Origin of the sequence: Bradyrhizobium sp. sBnM-33 (genome assembly GCF_032917945.1) — a bacterium.
Taxonomy (GTDB): Bacteria; Pseudomonadota; Alphaproteobacteria; order Rhizobiales; family Xanthobacteraceae; genus Bradyrhizobium.
In genome coordinates, this window is record NZ_CP136624.1 from 1,270,725 (window position 1) to 1,295,746 (window position 25,022).

A 25,022-nucleotide genomic window follows, 5' to 3' on the forward strand; every position below is an offset into this window, starting at 1 on the left:
TTGGCAAACGCGCAGCGCGATAAGATCCCAACCCCGTCTGCCTCGTCCGACAACAGAGCCCTACTCGGCAGCCATTGCTGTTCGCAATTCCGGTTCCTCCATAGAATCCTCATGGATCTCATCTGCAGTCGGCGCGATCCGAAACCACGCGGCATAAAGCGCAGGAAGGAACAGTAGGATCAGCACCGTGCCGACCGCCGTGCCGCCGATCAGCGTATAAGCCATCGATCCCCAGAAGACGGAGTGAGTGAGAGGGATGAAGGCTAGCACGGCGGCAAGTGCGGTCAGGATCACTGGCCGCGTACGTTGCACCGTGGCCTCGATGACGGCGTGATAATCATCAAGGCCGGCAGCTCGGTTCTCCTTGATTTGTTCGGTCAGGATCAGCGTGTTGCGCATCAGGATGCCCGCCAGTCCTATCAGGCCCAGAATGGCGTTGAATCCGAAGGGCTGATTAAAGGCGAGCAACACGGGCACGACGCCGACCAGGCCAAGCGGTGCCGTCAGCATGACCATGGCCATCGTCGAGAAGGATCGCACCTGCAGCATGATGACGATCAGCATGGCGGCGATCATGGCGGGAAAGACCGTCGCCAACGCGTCATTGGCCTTGGTTGCCTCCTCGATCGATCCGCCCAATTCGATGCGATAGCCGGCCGGAAGGGATGCGATCAGCGGCTGAAGGGCCGTCTTGATCTCCTTGGAGACCTCTGGAGGTTGGGTCGCCTCATTGATGTCCGAGCGAATCGTGACGACGGGTGTGCGATCGCGGCGCTTCATAATCGGCTCTTCCAGACGGATTTCCGAATGGCCGATCTGGTCGAGCGGAATCGGGCGGCCGTCCCGGCTCGTCAGTGAGAAATCCGCCAGACGCGTCGGATCCAGCCGCTCGCCGCCTGCGCTGCGTGCCACGATGGAGACATTGCGGATGTCCTCGCGGACCTGCGTAACAGCGATGCCCGTGAGGAGGAACTGCAGCTGCCGGCCCACCTCCGCTGGCGAGAGGCCGATGAGGTTCAGTCGATCCTGATCTGGGATGAAGCGGAGCACGGGTGTGCGATTACCCCAATCGCGGTTCGCTTGCCGCACATCGGCAACGCCACGCATGATATCGAGGGCTTTTTCAGAGATAGCGTACAATTGCGCGGGATCAGGCCCCATGATCCGAAACTCGACCGGGAACGGCGTATAGGGCCCGAACACAAGCTGAGTGACGCGCACACTAGCCTCAGGTGCAAGCCCATCTGACACGGCCTGGCGGAGCCGGTGCTTCAAAGCCTCGCGCGCCTCCGCGTCCGGCGTAAGCACGACGATCTTGGCGAAGGACGGATCAGGCAGCTCCGGTGCCATCGCGAAGAAGAAGCGGGGAGCGCCCTGACCGACATAGCTCGTGACGATCTTGGCCTCCGACTGGTGGTCCAGCCAGTGTTCGAGCTTCTCGACTGTGGCGGTCGTCGTCTCAATGCTGGTGCCTTCCGGAAGGCGAACCTCCACCAGCACTTCGGGGCGGTCGGACGTCGGGAAGAACTGCTGTTTGACCGCGCCCATGCCGACGACGGAAAGCGCGAAAGCGATGGCGACGATGCCGCTGGTTACGAACTTGTGGCGCACGGCGAAGGTGATGATCCCTCGCAGGCGCCGATAGTTCGGTGTGCCGTAAATCGCGTGGTGACCGCCTTCGATCGGCTTGATCGCGGGCAGCATCTTGACGCCAAGATAGGGCGTGAAGATCACCGCGACGATCCAGGAGACGATGAGGGCGAACCCCACGACCCAGAAGATGTTGCCGGCGTATTCGCCGGCCGTCGAGCGCGCGAAGCCGACCGGCAGGAACCCGGCGATCGTCACGACTGTTCCGGACAGCATCGGTGCCGCCGTGTGGCTCCACGCGTAGGCTGCCGCCTTGATGCGGTCCATGCCCTCTTCCATTTTCACCACCATCACCTCGATGGCGATGATGGCGTCGTCCACGAGAAGACCAAGTGCCAGGATGAGGGCGCCGAGCGTGATGCGGTCGAAGAACCGGCCGGTTTCCAGCATGATGAGGAACACGACGGCAAGGGTAAGAGGGACGGCAGCCGCCACGACGATGCCGACGCGCCAGCCGAGGCTGAGCAGGCTCACCAGCAGCACCACGCCGAGCGCCATCGCAAACTTCATCATGAATTCGTCAACCGCCGAGGTGATGTTGACGGCCTGGTCGCTGACTTTAGCCAGAGTCATCCCGAGTGGCAGCGTCCGAGCGATAGCTGCGGACCTCTCCTCCAGCGCCTTGCCGAGCGCGAGGCCATCCCAGCCCTCTTGCATAACCGCCGCGAGCATGATGGAGGGCTCACCCTGGTGTCGGATGAGGTAGGTGGGAGGATCCTCGTAGCCGCGGCGGACATCGGCGATGTCGGAGAGTTTCAGCGTCCGCCCCGCAGCGACGATCGGCGTGTCGGCGATCGCCTGGACGCTGTTATAAGCGCCGTCGACCCGGATGAAGACCTGCGGCCCCTTGGTGTCGATCGAGCCTGCCGGTGTGACGGTGTTCTGCCGCTGCAAGGCGGCAACAACATCCTGTGCCGACACGCCAAGGGTTGCCAGTTTGGCATAGGAGAACTCGATGAATATCTGTTCGGGACGTTCACCGAGGATGTTGATCTTCTTGACGCCGGGCACGTGGAGCAGGTCCTGGCGAATGGTCTCGGCTTGCCTGGCGAGTTCGCGCATCGGCATGCCTTTCGCCTTGAGGGCATAAAGGGCGAAGCTCACGTCCGAATATTCGTCGTTGACGAAGGGACCGAGCACACCAGACGGCAGCTTGCGCGCTTCATCCCCAAGCTTTTTGCGGGCCTGGTAGAACTCCTCCTGCGCGCTAGATGGCGGTGTGCTGTCCTTCAGCGTAACCGTCATGTATGCATAACCTGGCCGTGTGGTCGTCTCCACCCGGTCGTACCAGGTCAGCTCCTGAAGCCGCTTCTCCAAAGGTTCGGCGACCTGGTCCTGCATCTCGCGCGCCGTCGCGCCTGGCCATACCGTCGTGACCGTCAGGGTCTTGATGGTGAAGGAGGGGTCCTCTGCCCGCCCGAGCCTCAGGAAGCCGTAGACGCCTGCGAACGCCAGCAGAAGGATAAAGAACAGGGTTACGGCCCGTTCGCGGACGGCGATCGCGGAAAGATTGAAATTCATCACTTGGCCACTCCTATTCCTCGACGTTCGTCCTGACGTTCGCGTCATCCTGCAGCAGGTGGGCCGAGTGAAACGCGCTTACCTAAAAACGCGGGGCCTCTGACTGCGCTTCTGCTAGCTTACAATCGGTTCGGCGACAGCTTCTTTGAGGCCAGCTGCCGCCTGGGCAGCAAGCCCACGGGCCGCTTCCTGTGAATCTTGAAATTCCTCGAGTGCATAGACTTTACCCCACCGCAGGGTGAACACGTGGAGACCACGGTTGACGTAGGACGCGTCGCCGTGGAGCAGCGTTGCGGTGCCGTCCCACTGGACGAACACGGTGGTATGCCAAGGCCACCCCTTCACCCAGATGTTGTTGACCGTGATGTGTAGAGTGGGCTGAACGCGGCCGAGACGCTCAAACCAGCGGCGCAGCGCTTCTTTGTCGTGGCGCTCACCAGCAAGCGCGTGGGCGCCGGAAACGCGGTGATGAACATGCGGCGCGACTGCTTTCACCGCTTCATCCCAGCGATGGTTGTTGACGTGGTCGAAGGTCTTTCGGATTTCTTTCTTGACGACGTAACTGTATAGCATCTGACTTCTCCAACGGCGGTCGCGGAAATATTGAGGCTCATCTGCTTTCAGAGGCAGTCCTGACGCGAGCGCCCTCATGGAGGAGATGAGCGCCGAGGGAAACAATCGGATCACCAGAGCTCAATCCAGAGATCACGGCAGTTTCGCTGCTCACCCGAACAAGTTTGACGGGCCGAAAGCGTACGGTCGAGGTGACGCTATCCAGGACCCAAACACCGGTCTTCCGGCCGTCATCGAGCACGGCTCCCAGCGGCACCTGGACTTCCGGCTGACTCGCCTGGCTTGCCAGCCGAATGGTTACCGTCGCGCCAAGCGGTGCCGCCGCGGCCTCACCGTCGAGCACATAACGTGCCTCATAGGTACGGGTCTGAGCATCGGCGGCATCCGACAACTGCCGCAGATGCGCCGTGTAGCGCCGCCCATCGGCCGCCCCATACACGCTGGCCTCGGCCGCGGAGCCGATGGCTGGCCGGATCGTTTCGGGAAGCGCGACCACAGCTTCGCGGGGGCCGGCCTTTGCGATCCGAACGACCGTCTGGCCGGCCGAGACGACCTGCCCGGGCTCGCCAAGCGTTTCGACTACCGTTCCGTCCGCATCCGCTACCAGGACCGAGTAGGTCGCCTCATTCTCGGCGACCCGCGCATCCGCTTCAGCGGTGGCGAGTTGCGCCTCGGCCGTATCCAACGCGGCCTTCGCTTGCTCATAGCGCTGTCGGGAAGCCCATCCGTTGCTCACCAACTTGGCGTATCGCTGTTCATCCGCTTCGGTCTGAACGAAAGATGCACGCGCGGCGGCAACGGCGTTGCGCTTTGCCGTGACCGCAAGGCGAAGGTCGGTTTCGTCGATCCGCATCAGCGGCTGACCGGCTTTGACCTGCTGACCGGCATTCACAAGCCGTTCCACGATCTTGCCGGCGACGCGAAAACCGAGGTTGCTCTGGACTCTCGCCCCTATGATGCCCGTGAAGCCGCGTTCGGATCCGGCCACCTGCGCCGCGGTCGCTACTCTGACGATCGGTGGTTCCTGCCTCGGGTCGCTCACGGCGGAGGCTGCCTGCGTGCGGATGGAAAGCGCGGTGAATGCGGCCACGCCGGATACGGCGATCAGGATGCTGCCCAGCACAATAACGGGTCTCTTTTTCATGCTATCGCCTCATTCGAAATAGATTGCGTTTGAACTCTATATCTGATATAGATTACGAATGCAATCTAAAAAATGGAGGTCGACATGCGAGTGAGTCGCATTCAGGCCGCGGAAAACCGCGAAGCTGTAATCAATGTGGCAAGTCGCCTTTTTCGGGAGTGCGGCTTTGACGGCATCGGCCTTAAGGATCTGATGAAGGGTGCCGGCCTGACCCAAGGCGGCTTTTACAAGCAGTTCGCATCAAAGGAAGATTTGGCGGCGCAAGCCTCCCGGCGGGCATTGGAGAGCGCCACCCTCCGATGGTCGACAGCGACCGCGGCGAAGCCTGAGGATCCGCTTGGCGCGGTGATCGCGTTCTACCTCAGCACGGAACATCGCGAAGAAAAGATGGACGGCTGCCCAGTCGTGGCGCTCGGCTCTGACGCCGCCAGACAGGGCAGCGACGTGAAAGCGTCATTCGAAGCCGGCATCAAATCGTATCTCGAACTCCTAGGTCGTTTGATTGCCGAGACTGACGGCGAGGAGCCTGATGGCAAAGCCATGGTCATTCTCGCGACTATGGTCGGTGCGCTCACGCTATCGCGCGTCGTCAACGACCCCGATCTGGCTCAGGCCTTTCTGGATAGGGCGGTCGAACACATTCGCGAAACGGTCGCCGCTTGAAAGATCGCCCCTCAAAGCGCAGGAGAAATCGAATGCTTAGCGTGACAAGAGCCAAACCAAGTTTGCTCAAAATATCGGATACGCTTAGCCTGCGTTTTCAAAAGATCGGCAGCGGGCCTCCGTTACTGCTCATACATACGATCCGGACGCAGCTCGAATATTTCCGCAGTCTGGCGCCGCTCCTCGCGACATCGCACACGGTGTACGCCATTGACCTCCCAGGCCACGGACACTCTCCAATAGATCCAAGCGCGAGCTTCGACGAACCCTATTTCAGGCAGGCCGTCATTCGCTTCATCGAGGAGCTAAACCTCTCGGCCGTCACGGTTGTTGGCGAGTCGATCGGCGGGGCATTGGCCCTTACAGTGGCGGCGGCGCTTCCGCAGCGGGTGAAGCGGGTCTATGCGATCAACCCCTACGACTACGAGACCCGCTACGGGGACGGTATTCGACGCGGCAACTGGTTCGCGAATTTTATCATCGGAAGTTTGCAGATCCCGGTACTCGGCGCGATGAATGCATCGCTCGAAAACAAGATGGTTCTCGGCAAGATCATGGGCGGCGGATATCACGACCCGCGCAAACTGCCGGCCGATTTGCTTGCTGAGTTCGATGAAGTAGCCCGCCGCCCGGGATACAAGGGGATCGCACGCAAGGTGCTGGCAGGCTGGCGGTCCTGGAGCAAGGCACGCGATTACTATCGGCAGGTCTCGGCGCCTGTGACGCTCATTTACGGCGATAGCGATTGGTCTCGGCCAAATGAACGCGAACGCACACGGTCGCTGATTCCTGCCTCGCAGATGGTGACGCTCAAAAATACCGGCCACTTCTCAGCTGTTGAGAATCCGTCGGAGCTGGCTCGCGTGATAATGGGGACCGAATGGCCGCAATGATCAAACACGGGAGTGTGCAACTATGCTCAAGCGCCTCTGGGAAAGCTTGAATTACTGGGCTGCTAGGCATGGACGATCCGCGCGGCGAGTACATGTTTAGGCTGGAAGAGCGTGTTGCGAAGCTCGAGCGCGAAGTTGAAGGTCTTCAGATCCAGTCCCGAACAACGCCGGTTGGCTCGCCGGATGACCGCGTCCATCGATGCAAAGTCATCTTCAACAGTGAACGCCGCTAATTCAAGACGACTGTCACAAGTTGAAGCGTCGTTTCGAAGCCGGAATCAAAGCGTATCTCGAAATCCTCGGTCGTTTGATTGCCGAGACTGACGGCGAGGAGCCTGATGGCAAAGCCCTGGTCATTCTCTCCACGATGGTCGGTGCGCTCACGCTATCGCGCGTCGTTAACGACCCCGGTCTGGCTCAGGCCTTTTTGGATAGGGCGGTCGAGCACCTTCGCGAAACGGTCGCCGCTTGAAAGAGCGTTGACCTAACTTGGTGGCCTCAAGAGTTTCAAAATAGAACTATTTTTCCCGCCGTCTGACCCGGGCTCGGCGATGAACCCGCGTTTGTTGATTGCCCAAGGTCGCTCAAAAGACCGTCTCGCGAGCACTTACTCGCGCAGCCATGAGGCGATAGTGCGCCAGTGTCTCCAGCGATCACTTGAATCCGAATAGCCATTAATTCGTAGAGAATCGGGCCGCTGAGCGGGAAGAAATGCCACGCCACTTCCTGGCAGATTCAGCGCACGAGCGCGCCGCGGCTCCGCAGCTACTAGCTTGAAAGCAACAGTGGCCACAGTTGAACTCGTAACTTTTGCGAGTGCGTCGGTAAGCTCGCCGCTCGCTCGTCGGCGAAACGATCATCTAAGTGCTTGACTAGTTCTAAAAAAGAACTGTAGGCTGCAGGGAGAAGATGGCCGATCGCAACGGCCGCGACGTGCCGGGTGCAGCGCTGAATGGAAAGGCGCTGGGACCGATTTACCGAAATTCCCGATGTCGGCTCGCACCGATGAGGGGCGAGTAGGCGGCGGCACAAAAACAAGAACCACGTGCCCGCAAGGGCGCATCGCGTTTGGGAGGAGAGAATGTTGATGAAATGGAAAACCGTAGCGGCTCTGACTTTACTTTTGAGCGGGCCTGCACTTTTGAGCGGGCCTGCATTCGCGGCTGAAGAGCCTGGAATTACAGCGACGGAGATCAAGATCGGCGGCGTTTTTCCCTTCAGCGGACCGGCCTCATCGATCGGGCTCGTGGGCAAGGGAGTTATGGCCTACATACAATCGGTCAACGATCGCGGCGGCATTAACGGACGCAAGATCAACTACGTCGCGTATGACGACGCATACAGCCCTCCCAAAGCGGTGGAGCACGTCCGCAAACTGGTTGAGAGCGACGAAGTGTCGTTCATGTTCGGCCAGCTCGGCACTCCCGGCATCTCGGCTACGGCAAAATACCTGCGCTCGAAAGGCGTGCCCAGCATCGCTATTATCAGCGGTTCTTCCAAATTTACTGACGTCGCGAATTACCCGCTGACGACGACGGGTCTTGTCAGCTACGACACCGAAGGAAAGATCTACGCCAAATATCTGACGAAGACGCTGCCAAACGCCAAGTATGCCATCCTCTATCAGAACGACGACCTCGGCAAAGACTACGTCAACGCCTTCAAGGCGTTTCTCGGCAAAGATTTCGACCGACAGGTCGTGACGGCTTCCTACGAGGTCACTGAACCGACGGTTGATTCGCAGGTCGTCAACCTGAGGAGCTCCGGTGCGGACGCTCTCGTGATCGCCGGCACACCGAAGTTCGCCGCGCAGGCGATCCGGCAAGCATCGGTGATCGGCTGGAAGGCGACCGTGATCATCAATTTCCCATCCGGCTCGGTCGGAGGCACGCTCGCACCGGCCGGTCTCGACAAATCGGTCGGCGTGATCGTCGGTACGACCAACAAGGATATTCTGGATCCGGCATGGAATAACGACCCGGGTATGCAGGCCTTCCGGGTGTTCTTTGACAAATATTTGCCGGGCGCCGATATCACCAACGGCAGCTATCTGACCGGCTATCAGCAAGGCATCCTGCTCGAGCAGATTCTAAAGCAGTGCGGCAACGACCTGTCTCGCAAGAATATACTTGCGCAGGCCAAGAACCTGAAGGACTTCGTCGTTCCGACTGCGCTGCCCGGCATCAAGGTCAACACGACCGATACCGAGAACATGATCTGGACACAGATGCGATTGCAGCGATGGACAGGCACGGGTTGGCAAGCCTTCGGGGAAGTGCTGGACGCCAGGTCCGAGTGACTTCGCACGGGCGAAGCGACGGGTGCGGCAGTTCGCGCGCTGATGCGAACTGCCGACCGGTCTGGCCCGATCGACAGCCCAATTGTCGGCTCGCATGATCCAAGCGGTAGACGCAGCAGCGATGGCATCAGGGTGGTGAATCGCGTCTCGCGGGCTCGTCGGACCATCACAGCAATTCAGGAGTTTTTCGATGTCGACGAAGGCACTGACGTTTGCGCCGAGGGAGCTTTCCATAGAGCGTCGAACCGACGGCACACTGATATTGAGTTCGCCCGTTGAGCTGGGGGAATGCGATTGGCGCATCACGGACTTCCTCCCGACCTGGGCAAATTCCGTTCCCGATAGAATTTTTCTTGCGCAACGCGATGCTAACGGGGGATGGGACGAGATCACCTATCGCGAAGCATGGTTGCAGGTTCAGGCGGTCGGCCAAAGCCTGATCGATATGGGCGCAAAGCCGGCTGACAAGCTGGCGATACTTTCAGGAAACTCCATCGAGAACGCGGTGATCTCGTTTGCCGCGATGTCGATAGGAGTAATCCTGGCGCCGATCTCGCCTAACTACACGCTGATGCCCGGCGGCCTAGCTCGTCTCAAGGATATAGCGGAGGCGCTCCGCCCGAATTTCGTTTTCGTCCAGAGCGGGCGCGACTTTTCCGCCGGTCGCTCGATTCCCGAACTGACAGCCGCAACCTGGATCAGCGTCGATGGCGCGCCGGACACCGTCCCTTTCGGCGTACTGACATCCCGAACGGCGAGTGAAGGATTCGCGGATGCTTCACGTGCGGTTTCCTGCGACGCTGTCGCAAAGATTCTGTTCACATCCGGTTCGACGGGTTTCCCCAAAGGCGTGCTCAATACCCATCGCATGCTGGCGAGCTCCCTGCAAATGGGCAGTCTGCTGGTGTCTCCTCCGGACGCGCCGGTGCAGGTCGAGTGGCTGCCCTGGCACCATACGATGGGCAGCAACGTGATCCTTCACGGCATTCTCAAAAATGGCGGGACGCTCTACATCGATGATGGCCGGCCGCTGCCTCAGCTCTTCCACAAGACGATCGCGAATCTCACGGAGATTTCGCCCACCGCCATGTTCAACGTACCCGCCGGCTATAATCTCTTATGTGACGCGATCGAGAACGACTTCGAACTTGGTGCCAGCGTGTTCAAGCGGATTGACAGATTGAGCTATGCCGGGGCTGCAATCTCGCAGGGAACGCTTGAAAAACTCTATCGGCTGACATCGTTGATCACAGGCCGGCGGATCCCGGTCATGTCGGGCTACGGCACCACCGAAACCGCCCCGACAATCAGTACGACTCACTGGGCCACGGACCAGCCGGGAGAGATTGGACTTCCCGCGCCGGGTCTGCAGCTAAAGCTGATCCCGGTCTCCGATACTTACGAGGCAAGGGTCAAAGGACCCAACGTTACGCCAGGTTATCTCGGAAGGCCGGATTTGACGGAAAAGGCCTTCGATGAGGAAGGGTTCTATCGCATCGGCGATACCGTCTCGTTTCTGGATCCTCAGAAGCCGGAGCTTGGGCTGCGTTTTACAGGCAGAATTTCCGAGAACTTCAAACTCGCGAACGGCACATGGGTCTCGATCGGGAATATGCGCGCGGCAATCCTGGCTGCAACGCGCGGCGTACTGCTGGACATTGTCGTTGCGGGAGAAAATCGTGAATCGTGCGCGCTGCTCTGCTGGTTGAATCCAACCGAGGCAGCACGGATTTCGAAGGCTCCAGCCGCGGATTTGACCTGCGACCCTCTCGTGATTCAATTCCTGAAGGATCGTTTTCAGGAATACAACGAAACGGTCGGAAGCAGCGAAAGAATCTGTTCGTTCTCGCTGCTGAAGGATCCACCGTCATTGGCGGCAGGAGAAATCACCGACAAGGCCTACGTCAATCAACGTGCCGTGCTGAAACATCGCTCTGACCAGGTCGAACGTCTCTACTGCAATGAAGCAAGTCGAGAGGTGATCCAGGTCTGAGGACGAGTTCAGCCGGCCGCGACCGTCGACGGACATCTCGTGTCCGCCATTTGGTGCCTACGGGTATGCTTGCGCTGACATCTGCTTAGCATTGCGGTAGCCCGCGTGCGCAGCCACCTCAAGCGGCGCTGCGGCGCGCCTTCGCCTTCGGTTTCTCCGGCTCCTTTATTGCCGGGGTGTTTCGGGCACCGGGGCCGGGGTGGGTATGAACCTCCTTGGCCGAAAGCGGCTCGCCGCATTCGGAGCACACCATTACCGGATCGAAGTTCTTGCCGCATTTGCGGTGCTGGTGCAGCAACGGCCGCCCGCGTTCGTCGACCATGTGCGTGTCGCCCCAATGCACGATTGCCATCATGATTGGATAGAGATCGAGACCCTTTTGGGTGAGAATATACTCGTGCCGTTTGGGCGACTCCTGATAGGGAATGCGGCGCAGCACGCCTTGCCGAACCAGTTTCTTCAGCCGCTCGGCGAGCAAATGCCGTGTAATCCCGAGCGCGGACTGAAATCCTTCGAAGCGGCGCGTGCGCAGGAAGCATTCGCGCAGGATAAGAAGGGTCCAACGGTCACCGATCACGCCGATGGTGCGGGCCATCGAACACGGCTCTTCTTCAAGGGCATCCCATCGCATTTCCTGCTCTCCAGTCCATCAGGCACCCTGTTTTCCGCTCGAATCTCCAGGGAACCGCCGCTTCCTTACCATTCTAGATAGGTACTCAGCTCCAAACAATCCCTATGGATCGGGCGAAACCAGCAGAAATATGCAACGGTTTGACAGTTCGTTTTTAGAACTGTAAACAAATGGTAGCCGGAGTACCAAACCTGATCATTCGAAACGCTCGCGGGAGGAGCCGACATGTCCCTGAAGGTAGAATTCCAGTTCGATTTCGGCAGCCCGAACGCTTATCTGGCGGAAGTCGCCATTCCCGGGATCGAGCGGCGGACCGGCGTCAAATTCGAGTACGTCCCGGTTCTGCTTGGCGGCATCTACAAGGCGACGGGTAACATGTCGCCGTTCGACTCGCTTCGCGGAATCAAGAACAAACCGGAATACCAGGCACTCGAGACTCAGCGGTTTATCCGGCGCCATAACGTCACGAAATTCCGGCAGAATCCGTTCTTTCCGGTCAACACCTTGATGCTGATGCGCGGTGCCGTCGCGGCCCAGTTCGAAGGCGTGTTCGAGCCATATTTCCGCGCCGCCTACCATCATATGTGGGAAGAGCCGAAGAAGATGGATGACCTTGAAATCTTCCGTAACGCATTCGTCTCCTCGGGCATCGATATCGACCGGCTGATTGCGCGTGCTCAGCAGGATGATGTCAAGAAGAGGCTGATCGACCTGACCAACGACGCCGTCAGCCGGGGAGCATTCGGCTCGCCGACTTTCTTCGTTGGACAAGAAATGTTCTTTGGCAAGGATCAGCTCCGCGACGTCGAGGAGTCGATTGTCGAACAGACCCGGCAACCCGTTCCAAGAACCGCTTGAAGTAGGGCATTGCGGTCTGGGAGTATCGTGGCGAGGCCATGCGCGGGGAAACTAAACCTGTCCTCGGCCCTTTGGCAGAACAAAATTCAGGGAGAATGCTCATGCCTGGCCCGCTTAGCGGTGTTCGTGTTCTCGATCTGACCGGCGTCGTGTCGGGCCCGTTCGCGACCATGTTTCTGGCGGATCAGGGCGCCGACGTCCTGAAGATTGAGCCGATCGGCGGCGACATCACGCGCCGCAGCCGTGCCACCATCGACAAGGACGGAGAATTCTCTGCCCTGTTCATCTCTTCAAACCGCGGCAAGCGTTCGCTGTCGATCGACGTCAAGAGCCCGGCTGGCCGCGAGGTGCTCGCCAGGCTGGTCGCGCAGGCTGATGTGCTGGTGCAGAATTTTCGGCCCGGCACCATGGAGCGCCTCGGTCTCGGCGTCGATGAGTTGCGCCAGCGCCATCCGCGCCTGATCTACGTCTCGATCAGCGGCGTCGGCGATACCGGCCCGTACGTAAAGAAGCGCGTCTACGATCCAATCATTCAGGGCCTGTCCGGCTTCGCCGATATCCAGTCGCAGCCGGTCACCAACCGTCCGCAAATGATCCGCACCATCGTATGCGACAAGACCACCGCTGTCTTCACCGCACAGGCGGTCGCGGCGGCGCTCTATGCCCGCGAGAAAACCGGGCAGGGCGATCATATCCAGGTCGCGATGCTGGATGCGATGATTTCCTACCTGTGGCCGGAAGGCATGATGCAGTACACAGTGGTGGGCGCCGAGACCACCGCCGCCGATCCCAACGATCGGCCGGATCTCGTGTTCAAGACCAGCGACGGCTACATCACAGCCGGGACCATCTCCGATTCCGAATGGCAGGGTTTCTGCCGGGCCTCCGGCGATCCCGAGCTTGCCAAGGATCCCCGCTTTGCGACGCCGGCGGCGCGCTCGGTCAACGCTACGGCGCGCATCAACAAGATGGCGGAATACATCGGTCAACACACCACCGCCGAATGGCTTGAGCGGCTCGACGCTGCCGACGTGCCGTGCGCGCCGATCCTGCGCCGAGGCGAAATCATCCACAATGAACAGGTGATCGCGCGCGGCATCATCGCTGAATTCGATCAGCCGAAGGTCGGACGGGTGCGGCAGCCCAAGCCCGCGGCCCGCTTTGAGGTAAATGAGGCCGCGATCGGCGGGCCTGCTCCCCGGGTAGGCGAGCATTCGCGCGACGTGTTGCGGGAACTGGGTTACGACGATAGCGCCATCGACAGGATGGTTGCCGAGCGCAGCGTGCGCGTGGCGGTCTGAGCCGAAGCCCTCCCGCGATCGGCGAACGGTTCTCAGACCTTCGCCGTCGCCGGCGTAATCGGTGCCACCGGAGCGTTCGCCGCGGCGGCTCGCTGATAGGCCGCTCGGTTTTGAATGCGTTCAAGGTAGGGGCGCGCGTTGTCGCAAATACCGACGCCGTAAGCGATGGCCCAATCCAGGCACGTCGTAAGCAGGATGTCAGCGCTGGTAAACTGGTCACCCATCAAGAACGTCCGGCCGTCTTCCAGCGCGACCTCCACATGTCGCAACTGTTGCCGAAAATATTCGCCGGCTTGTGCGACGACTTCGGGCGCAACTCCATAGATGTGTCCCAGTGCATCCGCGCGATGGCGGCGCATCACGTAAAGGCTCGTCGAATCGAGTTCGGCCACGATAAAGAAGCACCACTCGAGCCAGGCGGCGAACTCGCGCTGGGTTTCGGGAATCAGCGAACGGTCTGGTGTCGAATAGGTTCGCGACAGATAGGCAACGATCGCGGCGCTTTCTCCAATGCAGAAGTCGCCGTCCTGCAGCAACGGGATCTTCTGGCGGGGATTGAGCCTGGTGTATTCGGCGGTCTTGGTCTCGCCCGTTCGCGGCCCGATCGGCTTGATCTTGTAGGACAAGCCAAGTTCGTGCATGGCCCAATGCGCACGAATGGTGCGGCTTGTCCCAACGCCCCACAGGGTGAGTTCGGGTGTTGCGCTCATCACCATTTCTCCACGGACGGACGAAGATCGAGTTCATGGGTCCAGCCGTCTCGGCTCTGCTGATGGGCGAACCAATACGCCTCGGCGATGGAAGACGTTCGCGTCAGGCTGTCCGGAGGAATCTCGCTCGCCTCGATTCCCTTCGCCGCTTTCATGCGCTGATGAATGGCTTCGCTATCGACGCCGGCGTCGATGATGAGATGGACGACGTGGATGTTCTTCGGCCCAAGCTCGCGCGCCATCGCCTGGGCTACCGCGCGAAGGCCGAACTTCGCCGATGAAAACGCCGCAAACCCCTGGCCGCCACGCACGCTGGCGGTCGCACCGGTAAACAAGATGGTGCCGCGTCCGCGCGGCAGCATGACGCGAGCAGCCTCGCGTCCAACCAGGAATCCGGCATAGCAGGCCAGTTCCCAGGCCTTGAAGAACAGCTTTTCTGTGGTCTCCACCAAGGGCTTGTTGACGTTCGAGCCCGCGTTGAAGAGGCAGACCTGGATGGGTCCGAACTCCTTCTCGATTCGCGCGAATATGCCTTGAACCTCTGCTTCCTGGCGGGCATCGACACTGAACGCGTGAATGTTATGTCCCGCGGTCCTCAGTTCGCCCACAAGCCCCTGCGACTTGGACGCATCACGCCTGCAGATGCAAACCGTATAGCCGCCCTTCGCAAAACGCCGGGCGACGGCCGCTCCGATGGCGTCGCCTGCGCCCACAAGTATCGCCACGCCGCGGCTCTCCGCCATTCCGTCTCTCCCCGCCAAGTTCCTATTTGATACTTTAATCGTAGCGGCGGGCCGATACATTGTAAACGAGGCTTTCAACAATGTGGGGGACAATAATAGGGCAGCGAAGTTGCCCCTTCGGACCTCATGAAACAGGATGATTGAATTAGTGATTGACGAGTTCTAAAAAAGAACGTTAGATGCGGCGAATGTGCCGCGTTGCAAAAGTCGGCATGTTTTGGTCGGGAGGTCAGTCGTGGCGGCGCTTTCAGAGACGATCAATCTCGACGAGATTGCCGCTGGCTTGCCTGGCCGCATACATGAAGTAACGGCAAGGCAGGTCGCCGAAGCCCCCGACCGGATCGCCCTGGTCGAGAACAGGGCGTCCTGGAGCTACCGCGATCTGGAGCAGCGCGTTAGAGAGATCGCCACCGTTCTCTCCTCGCTTGGAATCAGAGCGGGCGACCGGATGATTATTGTCAGCGAAAACTGTATTGCGCTGGCTGCGTTGCTGCTGGCGGCAAGCCGGCTCGACGCTTGGGCAATCGTCGCCAACCCTCGATTGTCGGCGCGCGAACTGGACCAGATCCGCGATCATAGCGGTGCCCGCCGGATGTTTTTCACGTCAGGTGTTTCGAAAGAGGCTGCGGCGCACGCATCACGCTATGGCGCGGATAACCGGCAAATAGGCACGCTGCGGGAGATTGGCATTAGCACGCTGAACGAAAGCGCGACTGTCGAGCCGGTGGAGGTCGATCCGGCCAAGCAAGTCGCGGTGCTGATCTATACTTCGGGAGCGACGGGGACGCCGAAGAGTGTGATGCTCTCCCATGAAAACCTGCTGATCAGCGCCAGGACCACGGCGCATTTCCGCAACATGGATCGAGACGACAAGGTCTATCTCGTGCTGCCGATCTCGCATATCGTCGGCATTTCGCTCCTGATCATGACGCTGATGGTTGGCGGCACAGTGCGGATGGTCAGCAAATACGATCCGGCGGCTACCGCCAAGGCGATCGCGGAGGAGGGCATTACCATCCTCAACGGCGTGCCCGCCACCTATCAACGCCTGCTGGAGTACAAGAGTGTATCGGGTCTGAAACGGCTCGATCGGGGCTCGTTGCGCCTGATTGCCGTGGCAGGCGCGCCGCTAGACCTGAATCTGAAGTTGCGTGTGGAGAAGGAGTTCGGTCTTCCGCTTCTCAACGGGTACGGCATCACCGAATGTTCGCCGGGAATATCTGGCGTGCGCTTCGATGCGCCGCGCTCCGATCAGGCGGTCGGTACGCTGCTGCCGGGAGTAGAGGCCCGGGTCAGGACAACCGACGGCATACCGACGTCCAGGGGCGAGATTGGAGAGCTTCACGTTCGCGGACGCAACGTGATGCTTGGCTATTATCGCGCGCCCGAGCTGACGGCCAAGGTGATCGATAGCGAGGGCTGGTTCAATACCGGCGATCTGGCGCGCTTCGACGGCGATTGCTTGTATATCGTCGGCCGCACCAAGGAAATGATCATCCGCTCGGGCTTCAACGTCTATCCCGCCGAGGTCGAAGCGGTCCTCAGTTCACATAAGGACGTGGTGCAATGCGCCGTCGTCGGCCGTCCCGCCGGTGGCAATGAGGAGATTGTCGCCTTTGTGCAGTTGCTGCAGGGGTCGCGGGTGACACCAGCCGAGCTGATGGGTTTCATCCGATTTCAGCTGACTTCCTACAAACGGTCTTCCGAAATCATCGTCCTCGATGCCTTGCCGGCTACTTCGACCGGCAAGATACTCAAGCATAAGCTCGGGGAGGCTTTGCGCGAAGGTAGCGAAGCCCCTACGGCGCAGACGGCACCACTTCGTAGACAGCTAGTCTAACCTGACCGGGAGAACACCCTTGCAAAAGAGAAACGCAACCGTGGCCGTGATCGGTGCCGGTGACTATATCGGCGGCGAGATCGCAAAGAAGTTCGCCGCAGAGGGCTTCACGGTGTTTGTCGGGCGCCGCAACGGCGCCAAGCTCGAACCACTCGTCAAGGAGATCGAGAAAGCCGGCGGCGAAATTCATGCGCGCTCGCTCGATGCGCGCAAGGAAGAGGAGATCATCTCCTTCCTCAGCGACGCCGACAAGCACGCGCCGCTTGAGGTTTGCATCTTCAACATCGGCGCCAACGTCAACTTTCCGATTCTGGAAACCACCGAACGCGTGTTCCGCAAGGTCTGGGAAATGGCCTGCTATTCCGGCTTCCTCGCTGGGCGCGAAGCGGCGCGGCTGATGCTGCCGCGCGGCAAGGGCAATATCTTCTTCACCGGAGCGACGGCGAGTCTCCGCGGTGGAGCGGGTTATGCGGCCTTCGCCAGCGCCAAGTTCGGCCTACGGGCCGTTGCACAAGCGGCGGCGCGTGAGTTGGGGCCAAAGAACATCCACGTGGCGCATCTCATCATCGATTCCGGCGTCGACACCGAATGGGTGCGCCAGCGGCGGATCGAGGCCCTTGGACCGACAGCGCTGGACAACCCCGATGCATTGATGCCGCCGTCCTCGGTCGCGGAATCCTATTGGTTGCTTTATCAGCAGCCCAAGAGCGCCTGGACGTTCGAGCTGGAAATCCGTCCGTTCGGCGAGAAATGGTAACGGGAGCCTCGCGCGATGGAGCTCAATCTTTCCAGCGAGGATGCTGCATTTCGTGACGAGGTGCGCGCCTTTATTGCGGAGAACTATCCGCAGGAAATGCGCGTTCCAAACCCCGAGACTGATTTGACCAAGGAGCAGTCGCTGCTCTGGCACAGGATCCTCTACAAGAAGGGGTGGATTGCTCCGCTCTGGCCCAAGGAATATGGCGGCCCAGGCTGGTCGGTCACGCAGCGCTTCATTTTTGAGCAGGAAACGTCGCGCGCCGGAACGCTGCCGCCGCTTGCGTTCAGCGTCACCATGGTCGGCCCGGTCATCTACACCTTCGGCAACGACGCGCAGAAAAAGAAGTTTCTGCCGCGGATTCTCTCCGGTGAGGATTGGTGGTGCCAGGGTTATTCGGAGCCCGGCTCCGGCTCCGATCTTGCTTCCGTCCGGACCAAGGCGGTGCGCGACGGCGACCACTACATCGTCAACGGCCACAAGACCTGGACAACCCTGGCCCAACATGCCGACTGGATCTTCTGCCTGGTGCGGACTGACCCGTCGGCAAAGCCTCAGGCCGGAATCTCCTTCCTGTTGATCGACATGAAGTCGCCCGGTGTCACCGTGCGGCCGATCATCACCATCGACGGATCGCACGAGGTGAACGATGTGTTCCTTGAGGACGTGCGGGTCCCCGTGGAGAACCTGATCGGCGAGGAAAACAAGGGTTGGACCTACGCGAAATTCCTGCTCGGCAACGAACGCACCAGCATGGCCGGGATCGGCCGGTCCACTCGGTACCTCGGGCGTCTCAAGCAGATCGTGAGAACCGAGGTTGGTGAGGACGATCCAGCGTTCGGGGAATTCATCAGGGAGATCGCGCGCGTCGAGCTCGATGTGCTCGCGCTGGAGGCGACTGAACTGCGCATCGTTGCGCAGATGTCGCGCGGCATCGACCCGGGACCGGCCGCGTCGCTGTTCAAGATCAGGGGCACCGAGATATTCCAGCGCATTACCGATCTGACGCACCAAGCGATCGGCAATTACGGTCTGGCCATCCGTGAGCACCCGGTGAGCGCCAACCGCTTCATGCCGGGGCCGGACTATGGGCACACGGCGACTGAAAAATATCTGAACTCCCGAAAGCTCAGCATTTACGGGGGATCGAATGAAATTCAGCGCAACATTATCGCGAAAGCGGTTTTGGGTCTCTGACTACATCACGAGGCATCCGATGGATATTCAGTTGACGGAAGAACAGGAATTGCTCCGTTCCAGCATTCAACGCTTCCTGCGCGAGCAGTACGATTTCGACGAGCGCCGCAAGATCGTCGCGACCGATGAGGGCTGGAGCCGCAGGCACTGGAAATCGTTCGCCGAACTCGGTCTCTGCGCCGCGCCGTTCCATGAAAGCTCCGGCGGCCTTGGTGGCGGCTCGCTTGCGACGATGATCGTGATGCAGGAATTCGGCCGCAACCTCGTCGTCGAGCCGTACTTTGAGACGGTAGTCCTCGCCGGTGGCCTGATCGAAGCCGTCGGCTCGCCCGAGCAGCGTCAGGCATTCCTGCCGAAGATCATGGAGGGCGAGGCGATATGGGCGCTGGCCTGGGCGGAAGGACGGTCACGGTATGATTTCAACAATGTCACCACTACGGCGCGCCGCCAAGGGGACAGTTTTGTCCTGAGCGGGACCAAGGCCGCGGTGATTGGCGCGCCGTGGGCCGACAAGCTGATCGTCTCGGCGCGCACGTCGGGCGGGCCACGCGATCGCGACGGCGTGAGTCTGTTTGTTGTAGATCGCCATGCAGCCAATCTTCACCTGCAGAGCTTCAAGACCATGGATGGCCGGCGCGCCGCCGAACTCACGCTGATGAAAGTCGAGGTGCCGGCCAGCCAGATGCTGGGGAGCGAAGGCGAGGGCGTCGCCGCCCTGGAGGCGTGCCGCGATCGTGCCATCGCAGCGCTTTGCGCGGAAGCGGTCGGCGCCATGGCGGAGCTGAACTCGGCGACACTAGAATACAGCAAGACGCGTAAGCAGTTCGGGGTCGCGCTGGGGACGTTTCAGGTGCTGCAGCACCGCATGGTGGACATGTTCATCGCGCTTGAGGAGTCGATTTCGCTAACCCAGCATTTGAATTTAACCCTGGCATCGAAGGAAGCGGACGGATCGAAACTGGCGTCCGGCGCCAAGACGAAAGTGGGCTATGCCGCGCGCTTTGTCGCGGAGCAGGCCGTGCAACTGCATGGCGGCATGGGCATGAGCGACGAGTTGAACGTCGGCCACTACTTCAAGCGCATAAGCTCCATCAACGTCCAGTTCGGCGATCCTGCCTATCATCTGATGCGGTACGCGCAGCAGAGCTGAATCTCCTTCTAGCAAATCGACCGCCGCACCCCGACCAGAGGTAAACAATGACCGAAGCCGTAATCGTCTCGACTGCTCGTACTCCGATTGGCAAGGCTTACAAGGGCGCCCTCAATAATACCGAAGGTGCAACGTTGCTGGGTCATGCCATTTCCGCTGCGTTGTCACGCGCTAACGTGGAGGGCTCCGAGGTCGAGGATGTCGTGATGGGCTGCGCCATGCAACAGGGCACCACGGGCACCAACATCGCACGCAAGGCGCTGCTGCGCGCCGGGCTTCCGGTGAGTGTGGCCGGAACGACCATCGATCGCCAATGTGCGTCCGGGCTCCAGGCGATTGCGCTGGCAGCGCGCTCGGTCATTTTCGATGGCGTGGAGGTTGCCATCGGCGGCGGCGGCGAATCCATCAGCCTGGTTCAGAACAACCAGTTCAACAGCTTTCATGCCGTCGATCCCGAATTGCTCGCGATGAAAGGGGACGCCTACATCGCGATGCTGGATACTGCCGAAGTCGTTGCGAAGCGCTACGACATCTCGCGCGAACGTCAGGACGAATACAGCCTCGAGAGCCAGCGCCGGACGGCGGCCGCTCAGCAGGGGGGCCGCTTTAACGACGAACTCGCACCGATCAAGACCACGATGGCAGTCACCGACAAGGCGAGCGGCGCCGTCTCGTACCAGCAGGTGACGCTGTCGGCTGACGAGGGGCCGCGTCCCGATACCACTGCCGAAGGTCTCGCAGGTGTCAAGCCAGCCAAGGGGCCTGGTTTCACGATCACCGGCGGCAATGCCAGTCAGCTTTCGGATGGCGCCAGTGCAGCTGTCATCATGAGCGACAAGCTCGCGGCGCAAAAGGGTCTGAAGCCGCTGGGCATCTTCCGTGGCTTCGTCGCCGCAGGCTGCGAACCGGACGAGATGGGCGTCGGTCCGGTCTATGCTGTGCCTCGGCTGCTCAAGCGACACGGACTTAAGATCAACGATATCGATCTCTGGGAATTGAACGAGGCATTCGCGGTGCAGGTGATCTATTGTCGCGACAAGCTCGGGATCGACCCGGAGAAGCTCAACGTCAATGGCGGATCGATCGCAGTCGGTCATCCCTACGGCATGACTGGCGCGCGGCTAACTGGCCACGCCTTGATCGAGGGCCGCCGTCGCAAGGCGAAATACGCCGTTGTTACGATGTGCGTCGGCGGCGGCATGGGCGCCGCAGGCCTGCTCGAAATCGTTCACTGACGAACAACAACCTGGCTACACTAGACATCTGGAAAACCACATCGGAGGCACGCGTGAAGACTGCAATTACCGAGATGTTCGGCATCGAACATCCGATTATCCAGGGCGGAATGCACTATGTCGGGTTTGCCGAACTCGCCGCCGCGGTATCGAATGCCGGCGGGCTCGGAATCATCACCGGCCTGACGCAACGGACGCCGGAATTATTGGCCAAGGAGATCGCGCGCTGCCGCGACATGACGGACAAGCCCTTTGGTGTGAACCTTACTTTCCTGCCGAGCTTCACCGCGCCGCCATATCCGGAGTATATCGCTGCTATCAAGGAAGGCGGCGTCAAGGCGGTGGAGACCGCCGGCCGCAGCCCCGAGCAGTATATGCCGGCGCTGAAAGCCGCTGGCATCAAGGTGATCCACAAATGCACCTCGGTGCGGCACTCGCTCAAGGCCGAGAAGATCGGCTGCGACGCTGTCAGCGTTGATGGCTTCGAATGCGGCGGCCATCCCGGCGAGGACGACATCCCGAACATGATCCTGCTGCCCCGTGCGGCGGACGAGCTGAAGATTCCGTTTGTGGCGTCGGGCGGCATGGCCGACGCGCGGAGCCTTGTCGCGGCGCTGTCGATGGGGGCCGCCGGCATGAACATGGGTACCCGCTTCATCGCCACGAAGGAAGCGCCAGTCCACGACAATGTAAAGCAGGCCTTGGTCAAGGCGACCGAACTCGACACCGTGCTGGTCATGCGCGCGCTGCGCAATACCGAGCGCGTCTTGAAGAACAAGGGCGTTGACCAGTTGCTGGAGGTCGAGCGCGAGAAGGGCGCAAGCCTGAAGATTGGCGACATCCACGAGCAGGTCGCTGGAGTCTATCCGAAGGTGATGATCGACGGCGACATGGACGCCGGCGCATGGAGCTGCGGGATGGTCGCAGGCCTCATTCACGATATCCCGACCGTGAAGGAACTGATCGACCGCATCATGGCGGATGCCGAGCGGCTGATCAGGGGACGGCTTACGGGATTCCTGGACGCCGACAGCGAGCAAGCCTTGAAGGTCGCGTGAAGGCGCGACGGGGACAGCGCGGATGGCAGAAGATCGGATCAAGGTCGACACCGGCACAGGTGAATTGCTCTGTGAAATCCGGGATCGCGTGGCGCTCATCACGCTGAACCGGCCCGAGGCGCGCAACGCCTTGTCCGATCAACTGACCCCCGCGCTCCGGCGCATGATCAGGCAGTGCGGCGATGATTCCAGCGTCGGCGCACTGCTCATCACGGGCGCCGGGGCCGCCTTTTGCGCAGGCGGCGACGTCAAGGGTATGGGGAGCAATTTTGCGAAGGCTGAAACGCCGATCGATGAGCGGATCGCCGACTTGCGCATCAAGCAGCGCACCCTCACGGGTGCGTTGGTGGGATTACGAAAGCCGACTCTCGCGGCTCTTCCCGGGCCTGCCGCGGGCGCAGGGCTTGCGCTCGCGCTCGCCTGCGACATTCGAATCGCCGCTGAATCGGCTGTGATGACCACGGGATATGCCCGCATCGCCTTGACGGGAGACTACGGCATCGGCTGGCTGCTGACGCGGCTGGTGGGAGCGTCCCGGGCACGCGAGTTGATGTTTCTGTCCGAGCGGATCGACGCACGCCGCTGCGAGACCCTGGGGCTCGTCAACCGGGTGGTGGCCGACGCCGAGCTTCGCGATGTTGCATTTGCGCTTGCAAGGTCCCTGGCCGAGGGCCCCTCGCAAGCTTTCGCCGGCATGAAGGACAATCTTGACCATGCCCTGACCGCCGACCTCTTGGATTCGATGGACCAGGAAGCGGAATACATGGTCCGCGCCGCGCGAACGACGGATCATAAGGAGGCAGTGCGCGCCTTTGTCGAAAAGCGCAAGCCCGTATTCGTCGGACATTAATGTGCATTCAATCTGGAGGTCAGCATCGCTGACCGGCTTTTCCTGATCGAGGCGCAGACAGCGAGCCTTTCTGGTGAATTTCGCTATTGTATATGATGATAATCATCTAATCTTGCTCTGTTTCTTTGATCATTCCGGAGCAGGCGATGCGTTACCCGAAAGACCATGGGCAGCAGACCCGCAGGCGGATCGTCGAAAATGCTTCCTATGGCCTGCGTCAGAACGGTGCCGATGGCTTGAGTGTGGTCGACCTGATGAAGCTCGCTGACCTGACGCATGGCAGCTTCTATGCCTACTTCAAGTCACGGGACGCTTTGGTCGTTGAAGCGCTCGCTTTGGCCATCGATCGAACCGTCGCCCATTGGCTGGATCTCACGCAGGGATTGCCTCCCGAGAAAAGATTCGATGCAGTCGTCGAGTCCTATCTGAGCCTCCGCCATCGCAACAATCCGGCCCGCGGTTGTGCGCTTCCGGCTTTAGCCGCGGATATCGGACGGTCAGGCCCGGAGGCCCGGCGTACCCTTGCAGGCGGGCTCGAGAAAATGATCGATATCATCGCCGGGTTGATTCCGAAGAGATCGCCATCAGATGCGCGGCAGGCCGCCGCCGGCGCAATTGCAACCATGGTCGGTTCGATCTTGCTGGCGCGGGCATCTGGCGACAAGCAACTGTCTGACGCCCTTCTGGAGGCCGGTCGGCAGGCCTTGCGCAATCAGACCGCGGGCACCAGCGCGGAGCGTCTCCAGTGTACAGAATCCGAGTTCGAGAGGAGAAAATCGTGACCGAACACGTGAAAGCCGAAGTGGCCGCGGGTATCATGGTATTTCGGTGCGCCTACTTTCATTCCGAACGGCGACATGTTCTTCGGCAATGATCGCGGGAATCGCCGAAGAACTGGACGCCGGTAACGGCGGAAACATTGCTGACCACCAAACGCATCCGAGCAAACAACATGAATCAATCCAGACACGATACCGCCCGGGACGTTGCCCTCATTGTCGGCGGCGGCCCGGGCATTAGCTCAAGTTGCGCCAGGCTGTTCGCGGAAAGCGGCATGCGAGTCTGCGTCGCAGCCAGAAATCCCGAGAAAGCCGTCCTTGAGACTCTCGAGAAGATGCATGGCGTGCGCCGATATGCCTGCGATGCAAGCGAACCGGCGGCCGTGGAGAAGCTGTTCGAGAATGTCGTTCAGGACGTTGGGACGCCGAGGCTTGTCGTGCATAACATCGATGGCCGTGTTCCCGGCATTTTCCGCAAGAGCGTTATCGAAGCCGACCCGGTCATGGCGCTCGAAACACTTCGGAATGCGGCGTTCAGCGCGTTCCTGGTAGGCCAACAGGCGGCTCGACTCATGCTCGGAAACAAACTCGATCCCAATGGTGCGAAAGGAACGATCATCTTCACGAACGCCAGCGCGGCGCTCAAAGGCTTTCCATCGAGCGGTGCCTTTGCAATGGCATGTCAAGCCAAGTCCGGACTTGCGCAGAGCATGGCAAGAGAACTGATGCCGCAGGGCATCCACGTTGCGAATGTGCCGATCGACGCCGCGATCGGCTGGACTCAGGAGGACGGGACCCGCGCACACCGGCTGGCAGGAACAACTGTCGACGACAACATGGCCGATCCCGACCATGTCGCCGAAACGTATCTGCAACTGCATCGCCAGCATCGGTCGACCTGGGCGTTCGAAGTCGTGCTCCGACCGTGGGTCGAGAAATGGTGACTAGCACTAACGTCGGTGCGGATCTGGGTAGCGCCCGAGCAATGCCTTTCGGGATCGCTCCTGGTGCCGAAGCTGATCGTGATCCTCCGCCACCTAAGGTCGTCTGCAGGTTGCGAGATGCGCCGATATGTCGAACGCAAGTCCATCGGCAGCGACATAGCGAGCGAGGGTTGTTTCCGCCTCTGCCAGGATGCGATCGATCTGCGGCTCCGCCCCGGAGGATTCCATTCGTG

The 25,022-nt window shown here is 60.4% G+C and carries 23 protein-coding genes; 17 read left to right on the top strand and 6 right to left on the bottom strand.

All coding sequences use genetic code 11. The features are described from left to right. Nucleotides 1-60: 60 nt before the first annotated feature. From RX328_RS06015 to RX328_RS06025, 3 genes are all read right to left on the bottom strand, one after another. Nucleotides 61-3,171: an efflux RND transporter permease subunit gene (locus RX328_RS06015; protein WP_213251951.1), complete on the bottom strand. Its 3,111-nt coding sequence runs from the start codon at nucleotides 3,169-3,171 to the stop codon at nucleotides 61-63. Between the two features lie 114 nt (nucleotides 3,172-3,285). Further along, nucleotides 3,286-3,744: a nuclear transport factor 2 family protein gene (locus RX328_RS06020; protein ID WP_213251846.1), complete on the bottom strand. Its 459-nt coding sequence runs from the start codon at nucleotides 3,742-3,744 to the stop codon at nucleotides 3,286-3,288. A 37-nt stretch (nucleotides 3,745-3,781) separates the two neighbouring features. Then, nucleotides 3,782-4,888: an efflux RND transporter periplasmic adaptor subunit gene (locus tag RX328_RS06025; protein WP_213251847.1), complete on the bottom strand. Its 1,107-nt coding sequence runs from the start codon at nucleotides 4,886-4,888 to the stop codon at nucleotides 3,782-3,784. 84 nt (nucleotides 4,889-4,972) lie between these two features. Between RX328_RS06025 and RX328_RS06030 the strand changes: the two genes are divergently transcribed. From RX328_RS06030 to RX328_RS06055, 6 genes are all read left to right on the top strand, one after another. Beyond that, nucleotides 4,973-5,551, top strand: coding sequence for a TetR/AcrR family transcriptional regulator (locus tag RX328_RS06030; protein WP_213251952.1), 579 nt, complete (start codon nucleotides 4,973-4,975; stop codon nucleotides 5,549-5,551). A 32-nt stretch (nucleotides 5,552-5,583) separates the two neighbouring features. Further along, entirely contained in the window at nucleotides 5,584-6,444 is an 861-nt protein-coding gene (locus RX328_RS06035; protein WP_213251848.1) for an alpha/beta fold hydrolase, read from the top strand. A 68-nt stretch (nucleotides 6,445-6,512) separates the two neighbouring features. Continuing rightward, complete coding sequence (locus RX328_RS06040) at nucleotides 6,513-6,677, top strand: hypothetical protein (RefSeq protein ID WP_213251849.1); 165 nt, start codon at nucleotides 6,513-6,515, stop codon at nucleotides 6,675-6,677. 20 nt (nucleotides 6,678-6,697) lie between these two features. After that, on the top strand, nucleotides 6,698-6,916 hold the full coding sequence (locus tag RX328_RS06045) for a hypothetical protein (protein ID WP_213251850.1): 219 nt from the start codon (nucleotides 6,698-6,700) through the stop codon (nucleotides 6,914-6,916). A 609-nt stretch (nucleotides 6,917-7,525) separates the two neighbouring features. Then, nucleotides 7,526-8,743, top strand: a complete 1,218-nt coding sequence (locus tag RX328_RS06050; RefSeq protein WP_213251851.1) for an ABC transporter substrate-binding protein — start codon at nucleotides 7,526-7,528, stop codon at nucleotides 8,741-8,743. 190 nt (nucleotides 8,744-8,933) lie between these two features. Beyond that, nucleotides 8,934-10,736 (top strand): AMP-binding protein, encoded by a 1,803-nt coding sequence (locus RX328_RS06055; protein WP_213251852.1) that lies wholly within the window; start codon nucleotides 8,934-8,936, stop codon nucleotides 10,734-10,736. 118 nt (nucleotides 10,737-10,854) lie between these two features. Here the strand turns inward: RX328_RS06055 and RX328_RS06060 are convergent, their stop codons facing one another. Next, entirely contained in the window at nucleotides 10,855-11,367 is a 513-nt protein-coding gene (locus RX328_RS06060; protein WP_213251853.1) for a winged helix-turn-helix transcriptional regulator, read from the bottom strand. 225 nt (nucleotides 11,368-11,592) lie between these two features. Between RX328_RS06060 and RX328_RS06065 the strand changes: the two genes are divergently transcribed. Both RX328_RS06065 and RX328_RS06070 read left to right on the top strand, forming a co-directional pair. Continuing rightward, on the top strand, nucleotides 11,593-12,225 hold the full coding sequence (locus RX328_RS06065; protein ID WP_213251854.1) for a 2-hydroxychromene-2-carboxylate isomerase: 633 nt from the start codon (nucleotides 11,593-11,595) through the stop codon (nucleotides 12,223-12,225). Between the two features lie 101 nt (nucleotides 12,226-12,326). Beyond that, a complete protein-coding gene (locus tag RX328_RS06070) occupies nucleotides 12,327-13,526 on the top strand; it encodes a CaiB/BaiF CoA transferase family protein (RefSeq protein WP_213251855.1) in 1,200 nt (399 codons plus the stop codon). A gap of 32 nt (nucleotides 13,527-13,558) precedes the next feature. On the opposite strand, the gene RX328_RS06075 is transcribed toward RX328_RS06070, so the two are convergent. Then, nucleotides 13,559-14,236, bottom strand: a complete 678-nt coding sequence (locus tag RX328_RS06075) for a glutathione S-transferase family protein (protein ID WP_213251856.1) — start codon at nucleotides 14,234-14,236, stop codon at nucleotides 13,559-13,561. Next, nucleotides 14,236-14,979, bottom strand: coding sequence for an SDR family NAD(P)-dependent oxidoreductase (locus RX328_RS06080; RefSeq protein ID WP_213251857.1), 744 nt, complete (start codon nucleotides 14,977-14,979; stop codon nucleotides 14,236-14,238). The genes RX328_RS06075 and RX328_RS06080 overlap by 1 nt, the downstream gene beginning before the upstream one ends. Before the next feature lie 235 nt (nucleotides 14,980-15,214). On the opposite strand from RX328_RS06080, the gene RX328_RS06085 reads away from it, so the two are divergent. The 9 genes from RX328_RS06085 to RX328_RS06125 all read left to right on the top strand — a co-directional run bounded on the left by RX328_RS06085 (nucleotide 15,215) and on the right by RX328_RS06125 (nucleotide 24,789). Beyond that, nucleotides 15,215-16,819, top strand: coding sequence for a class I adenylate-forming enzyme family protein (locus RX328_RS06085; protein ID WP_213251858.1), 1,605 nt, complete (start codon nucleotides 15,215-15,217; stop codon nucleotides 16,817-16,819). 19 nt (nucleotides 16,820-16,838) lie between these two features. After that, nucleotides 16,839-17,576: an SDR family oxidoreductase gene (locus RX328_RS06090; RefSeq protein WP_213251859.1), complete on the top strand. Its 738-nt coding sequence runs from the start codon at nucleotides 16,839-16,841 to the stop codon at nucleotides 17,574-17,576. 15 nt (nucleotides 17,577-17,591) lie between these two features. Continuing rightward, on the top strand, nucleotides 17,592-18,773 hold the full coding sequence (locus tag RX328_RS06095; RefSeq protein ID WP_213251860.1) for an acyl-CoA dehydrogenase family protein: 1,182 nt from the start codon (nucleotides 17,592-17,594) through the stop codon (nucleotides 18,771-18,773). A gap of 19 nt (nucleotides 18,774-18,792) precedes the next feature. After that, nucleotides 18,793-19,923: an acyl-CoA dehydrogenase family protein gene (locus tag RX328_RS06100; RefSeq protein WP_213251861.1), complete on the top strand. Its 1,131-nt coding sequence runs from the start codon at nucleotides 18,793-18,795 to the stop codon at nucleotides 19,921-19,923. 47 nt (nucleotides 19,924-19,970) lie between these two features. Further along, complete coding sequence (locus tag RX328_RS06105; RefSeq protein WP_213251862.1) at nucleotides 19,971-21,158, top strand: acetyl-CoA C-acyltransferase; 1,188 nt, start codon at nucleotides 19,971-19,973, stop codon at nucleotides 21,156-21,158. A gap of 53 nt (nucleotides 21,159-21,211) precedes the next feature. Further along, nucleotides 21,212-22,216 carry an NAD(P)H-dependent flavin oxidoreductase gene (locus RX328_RS06110; protein ID WP_213251863.1) on the top strand — a complete coding sequence of 335 codons (1,005 nt, stop codon included), beginning with the start codon at nucleotides 21,212-21,214 and terminating at the stop codon, nucleotides 22,214-22,216. Between the two features lie 22 nt (nucleotides 22,217-22,238). Next, a complete protein-coding gene (locus RX328_RS06115; protein ID WP_213251864.1) occupies nucleotides 22,239-23,066 on the top strand; it encodes an enoyl-CoA hydratase-related protein in 828 nt (275 codons plus the stop codon). 125 nt (nucleotides 23,067-23,191) lie between these two features. Beyond that, a complete protein-coding gene (locus RX328_RS06120; protein ID WP_213251865.1) occupies nucleotides 23,192-23,848 on the top strand; it encodes a TetR/AcrR family transcriptional regulator in 657 nt (218 codons plus the stop codon). A 170-nt stretch (nucleotides 23,849-24,018) separates the two neighbouring features. Then, a complete protein-coding gene (locus tag RX328_RS06125; RefSeq protein WP_213251866.1) occupies nucleotides 24,019-24,789 on the top strand; it encodes an SDR family oxidoreductase in 771 nt (256 codons plus the stop codon). Nucleotides 24,790-25,022: the final 233 nt, after the last annotated feature.

Coding starts and splice junctions, on each gene's coding strand:
- RX328_RS06125 (WP_213251866.1), top strand. CDS start 24,019: ATGAATCAATCCAGACACGATACCGCCCGGGACGTTGCCCTCATTGTC.
- RX328_RS06055 (WP_213251852.1), top strand. CDS start 8,934: ATGTCGACGAAGGCACTGACGTTTGCGCCGAGGGAGCTTTCCATAGAG.
- RX328_RS06100 (WP_213251861.1), top strand. CDS start 18,793: ATGGATATTCAGTTGACGGAAGAACAGGAATTGCTCCGTTCCAGCATT.
- RX328_RS06080 (WP_213251857.1), bottom strand. CDS start 14,979: ATGGCGGAGAGCCGCGGCGTGGCGATACTTGTGGGCGCAGGCGACGCC.
- RX328_RS06025 (WP_213251847.1), bottom strand. CDS start 4,888: ATGAAAAAGAGACCCGTTATTGTGCTGGGCAGCATCCTGATCGCCGTA.
- RX328_RS06050 (WP_213251851.1), top strand. CDS start 7,526: ATGTTGATGAAATGGAAAACCGTAGCGGCTCTGACTTTACTTTTGAGC.
- RX328_RS06060 (WP_213251853.1), bottom strand. CDS start 11,367: ATGCGATGGGATGCCCTTGAAGAAGAGCCGTGTTCGATGGCCCGCACC.
- RX328_RS06030 (WP_213251952.1), top strand. CDS start 4,973: ATGCGAGTGAGTCGCATTCAGGCCGCGGAAAACCGCGAAGCTGTAATC.
- RX328_RS06065 (WP_213251854.1), top strand. CDS start 11,593: ATGTCCCTGAAGGTAGAATTCCAGTTCGATTTCGGCAGCCCGAACGCT.
- RX328_RS06115 (WP_213251864.1), top strand. CDS start 22,239: ATGGCAGAAGATCGGATCAAGGTCGACACCGGCACAGGTGAATTGCTC.
- RX328_RS06075 (WP_213251856.1), bottom strand. CDS start 14,236: ATGAGCGCAACACCCGAACTCACCCTGTGGGGCGTTGGGACAAGCCGC.
- RX328_RS06070 (WP_213251855.1), top strand. CDS start 12,327: ATGCCTGGCCCGCTTAGCGGTGTTCGTGTTCTCGATCTGACCGGCGTC.
- RX328_RS06105 (WP_213251862.1), top strand. CDS start 19,971: ATGACCGAAGCCGTAATCGTCTCGACTGCTCGTACTCCGATTGGCAAG.
- RX328_RS06020 (WP_213251846.1), bottom strand. CDS start 3,744: ATGCTATACAGTTACGTCGTCAAGAAAGAAATCCGAAAGACCTTCGAC.
- RX328_RS06015 (WP_213251951.1), bottom strand. CDS start 3,171: ATGAATTTCAATCTTTCCGCGATCGCCGTCCGCGAACGGGCCGTAACC.
- RX328_RS06035 (WP_213251848.1), top strand. CDS start 5,584: ATGCTTAGCGTGACAAGAGCCAAACCAAGTTTGCTCAAAATATCGGAT.
- RX328_RS06095 (WP_213251860.1), top strand. CDS start 17,592: ATGGAGCTCAATCTTTCCAGCGAGGATGCTGCATTTCGTGACGAGGTG.
- RX328_RS06040 (WP_213251849.1), top strand. CDS start 6,513: ATGGACGATCCGCGCGGCGAGTACATGTTTAGGCTGGAAGAGCGTGTT.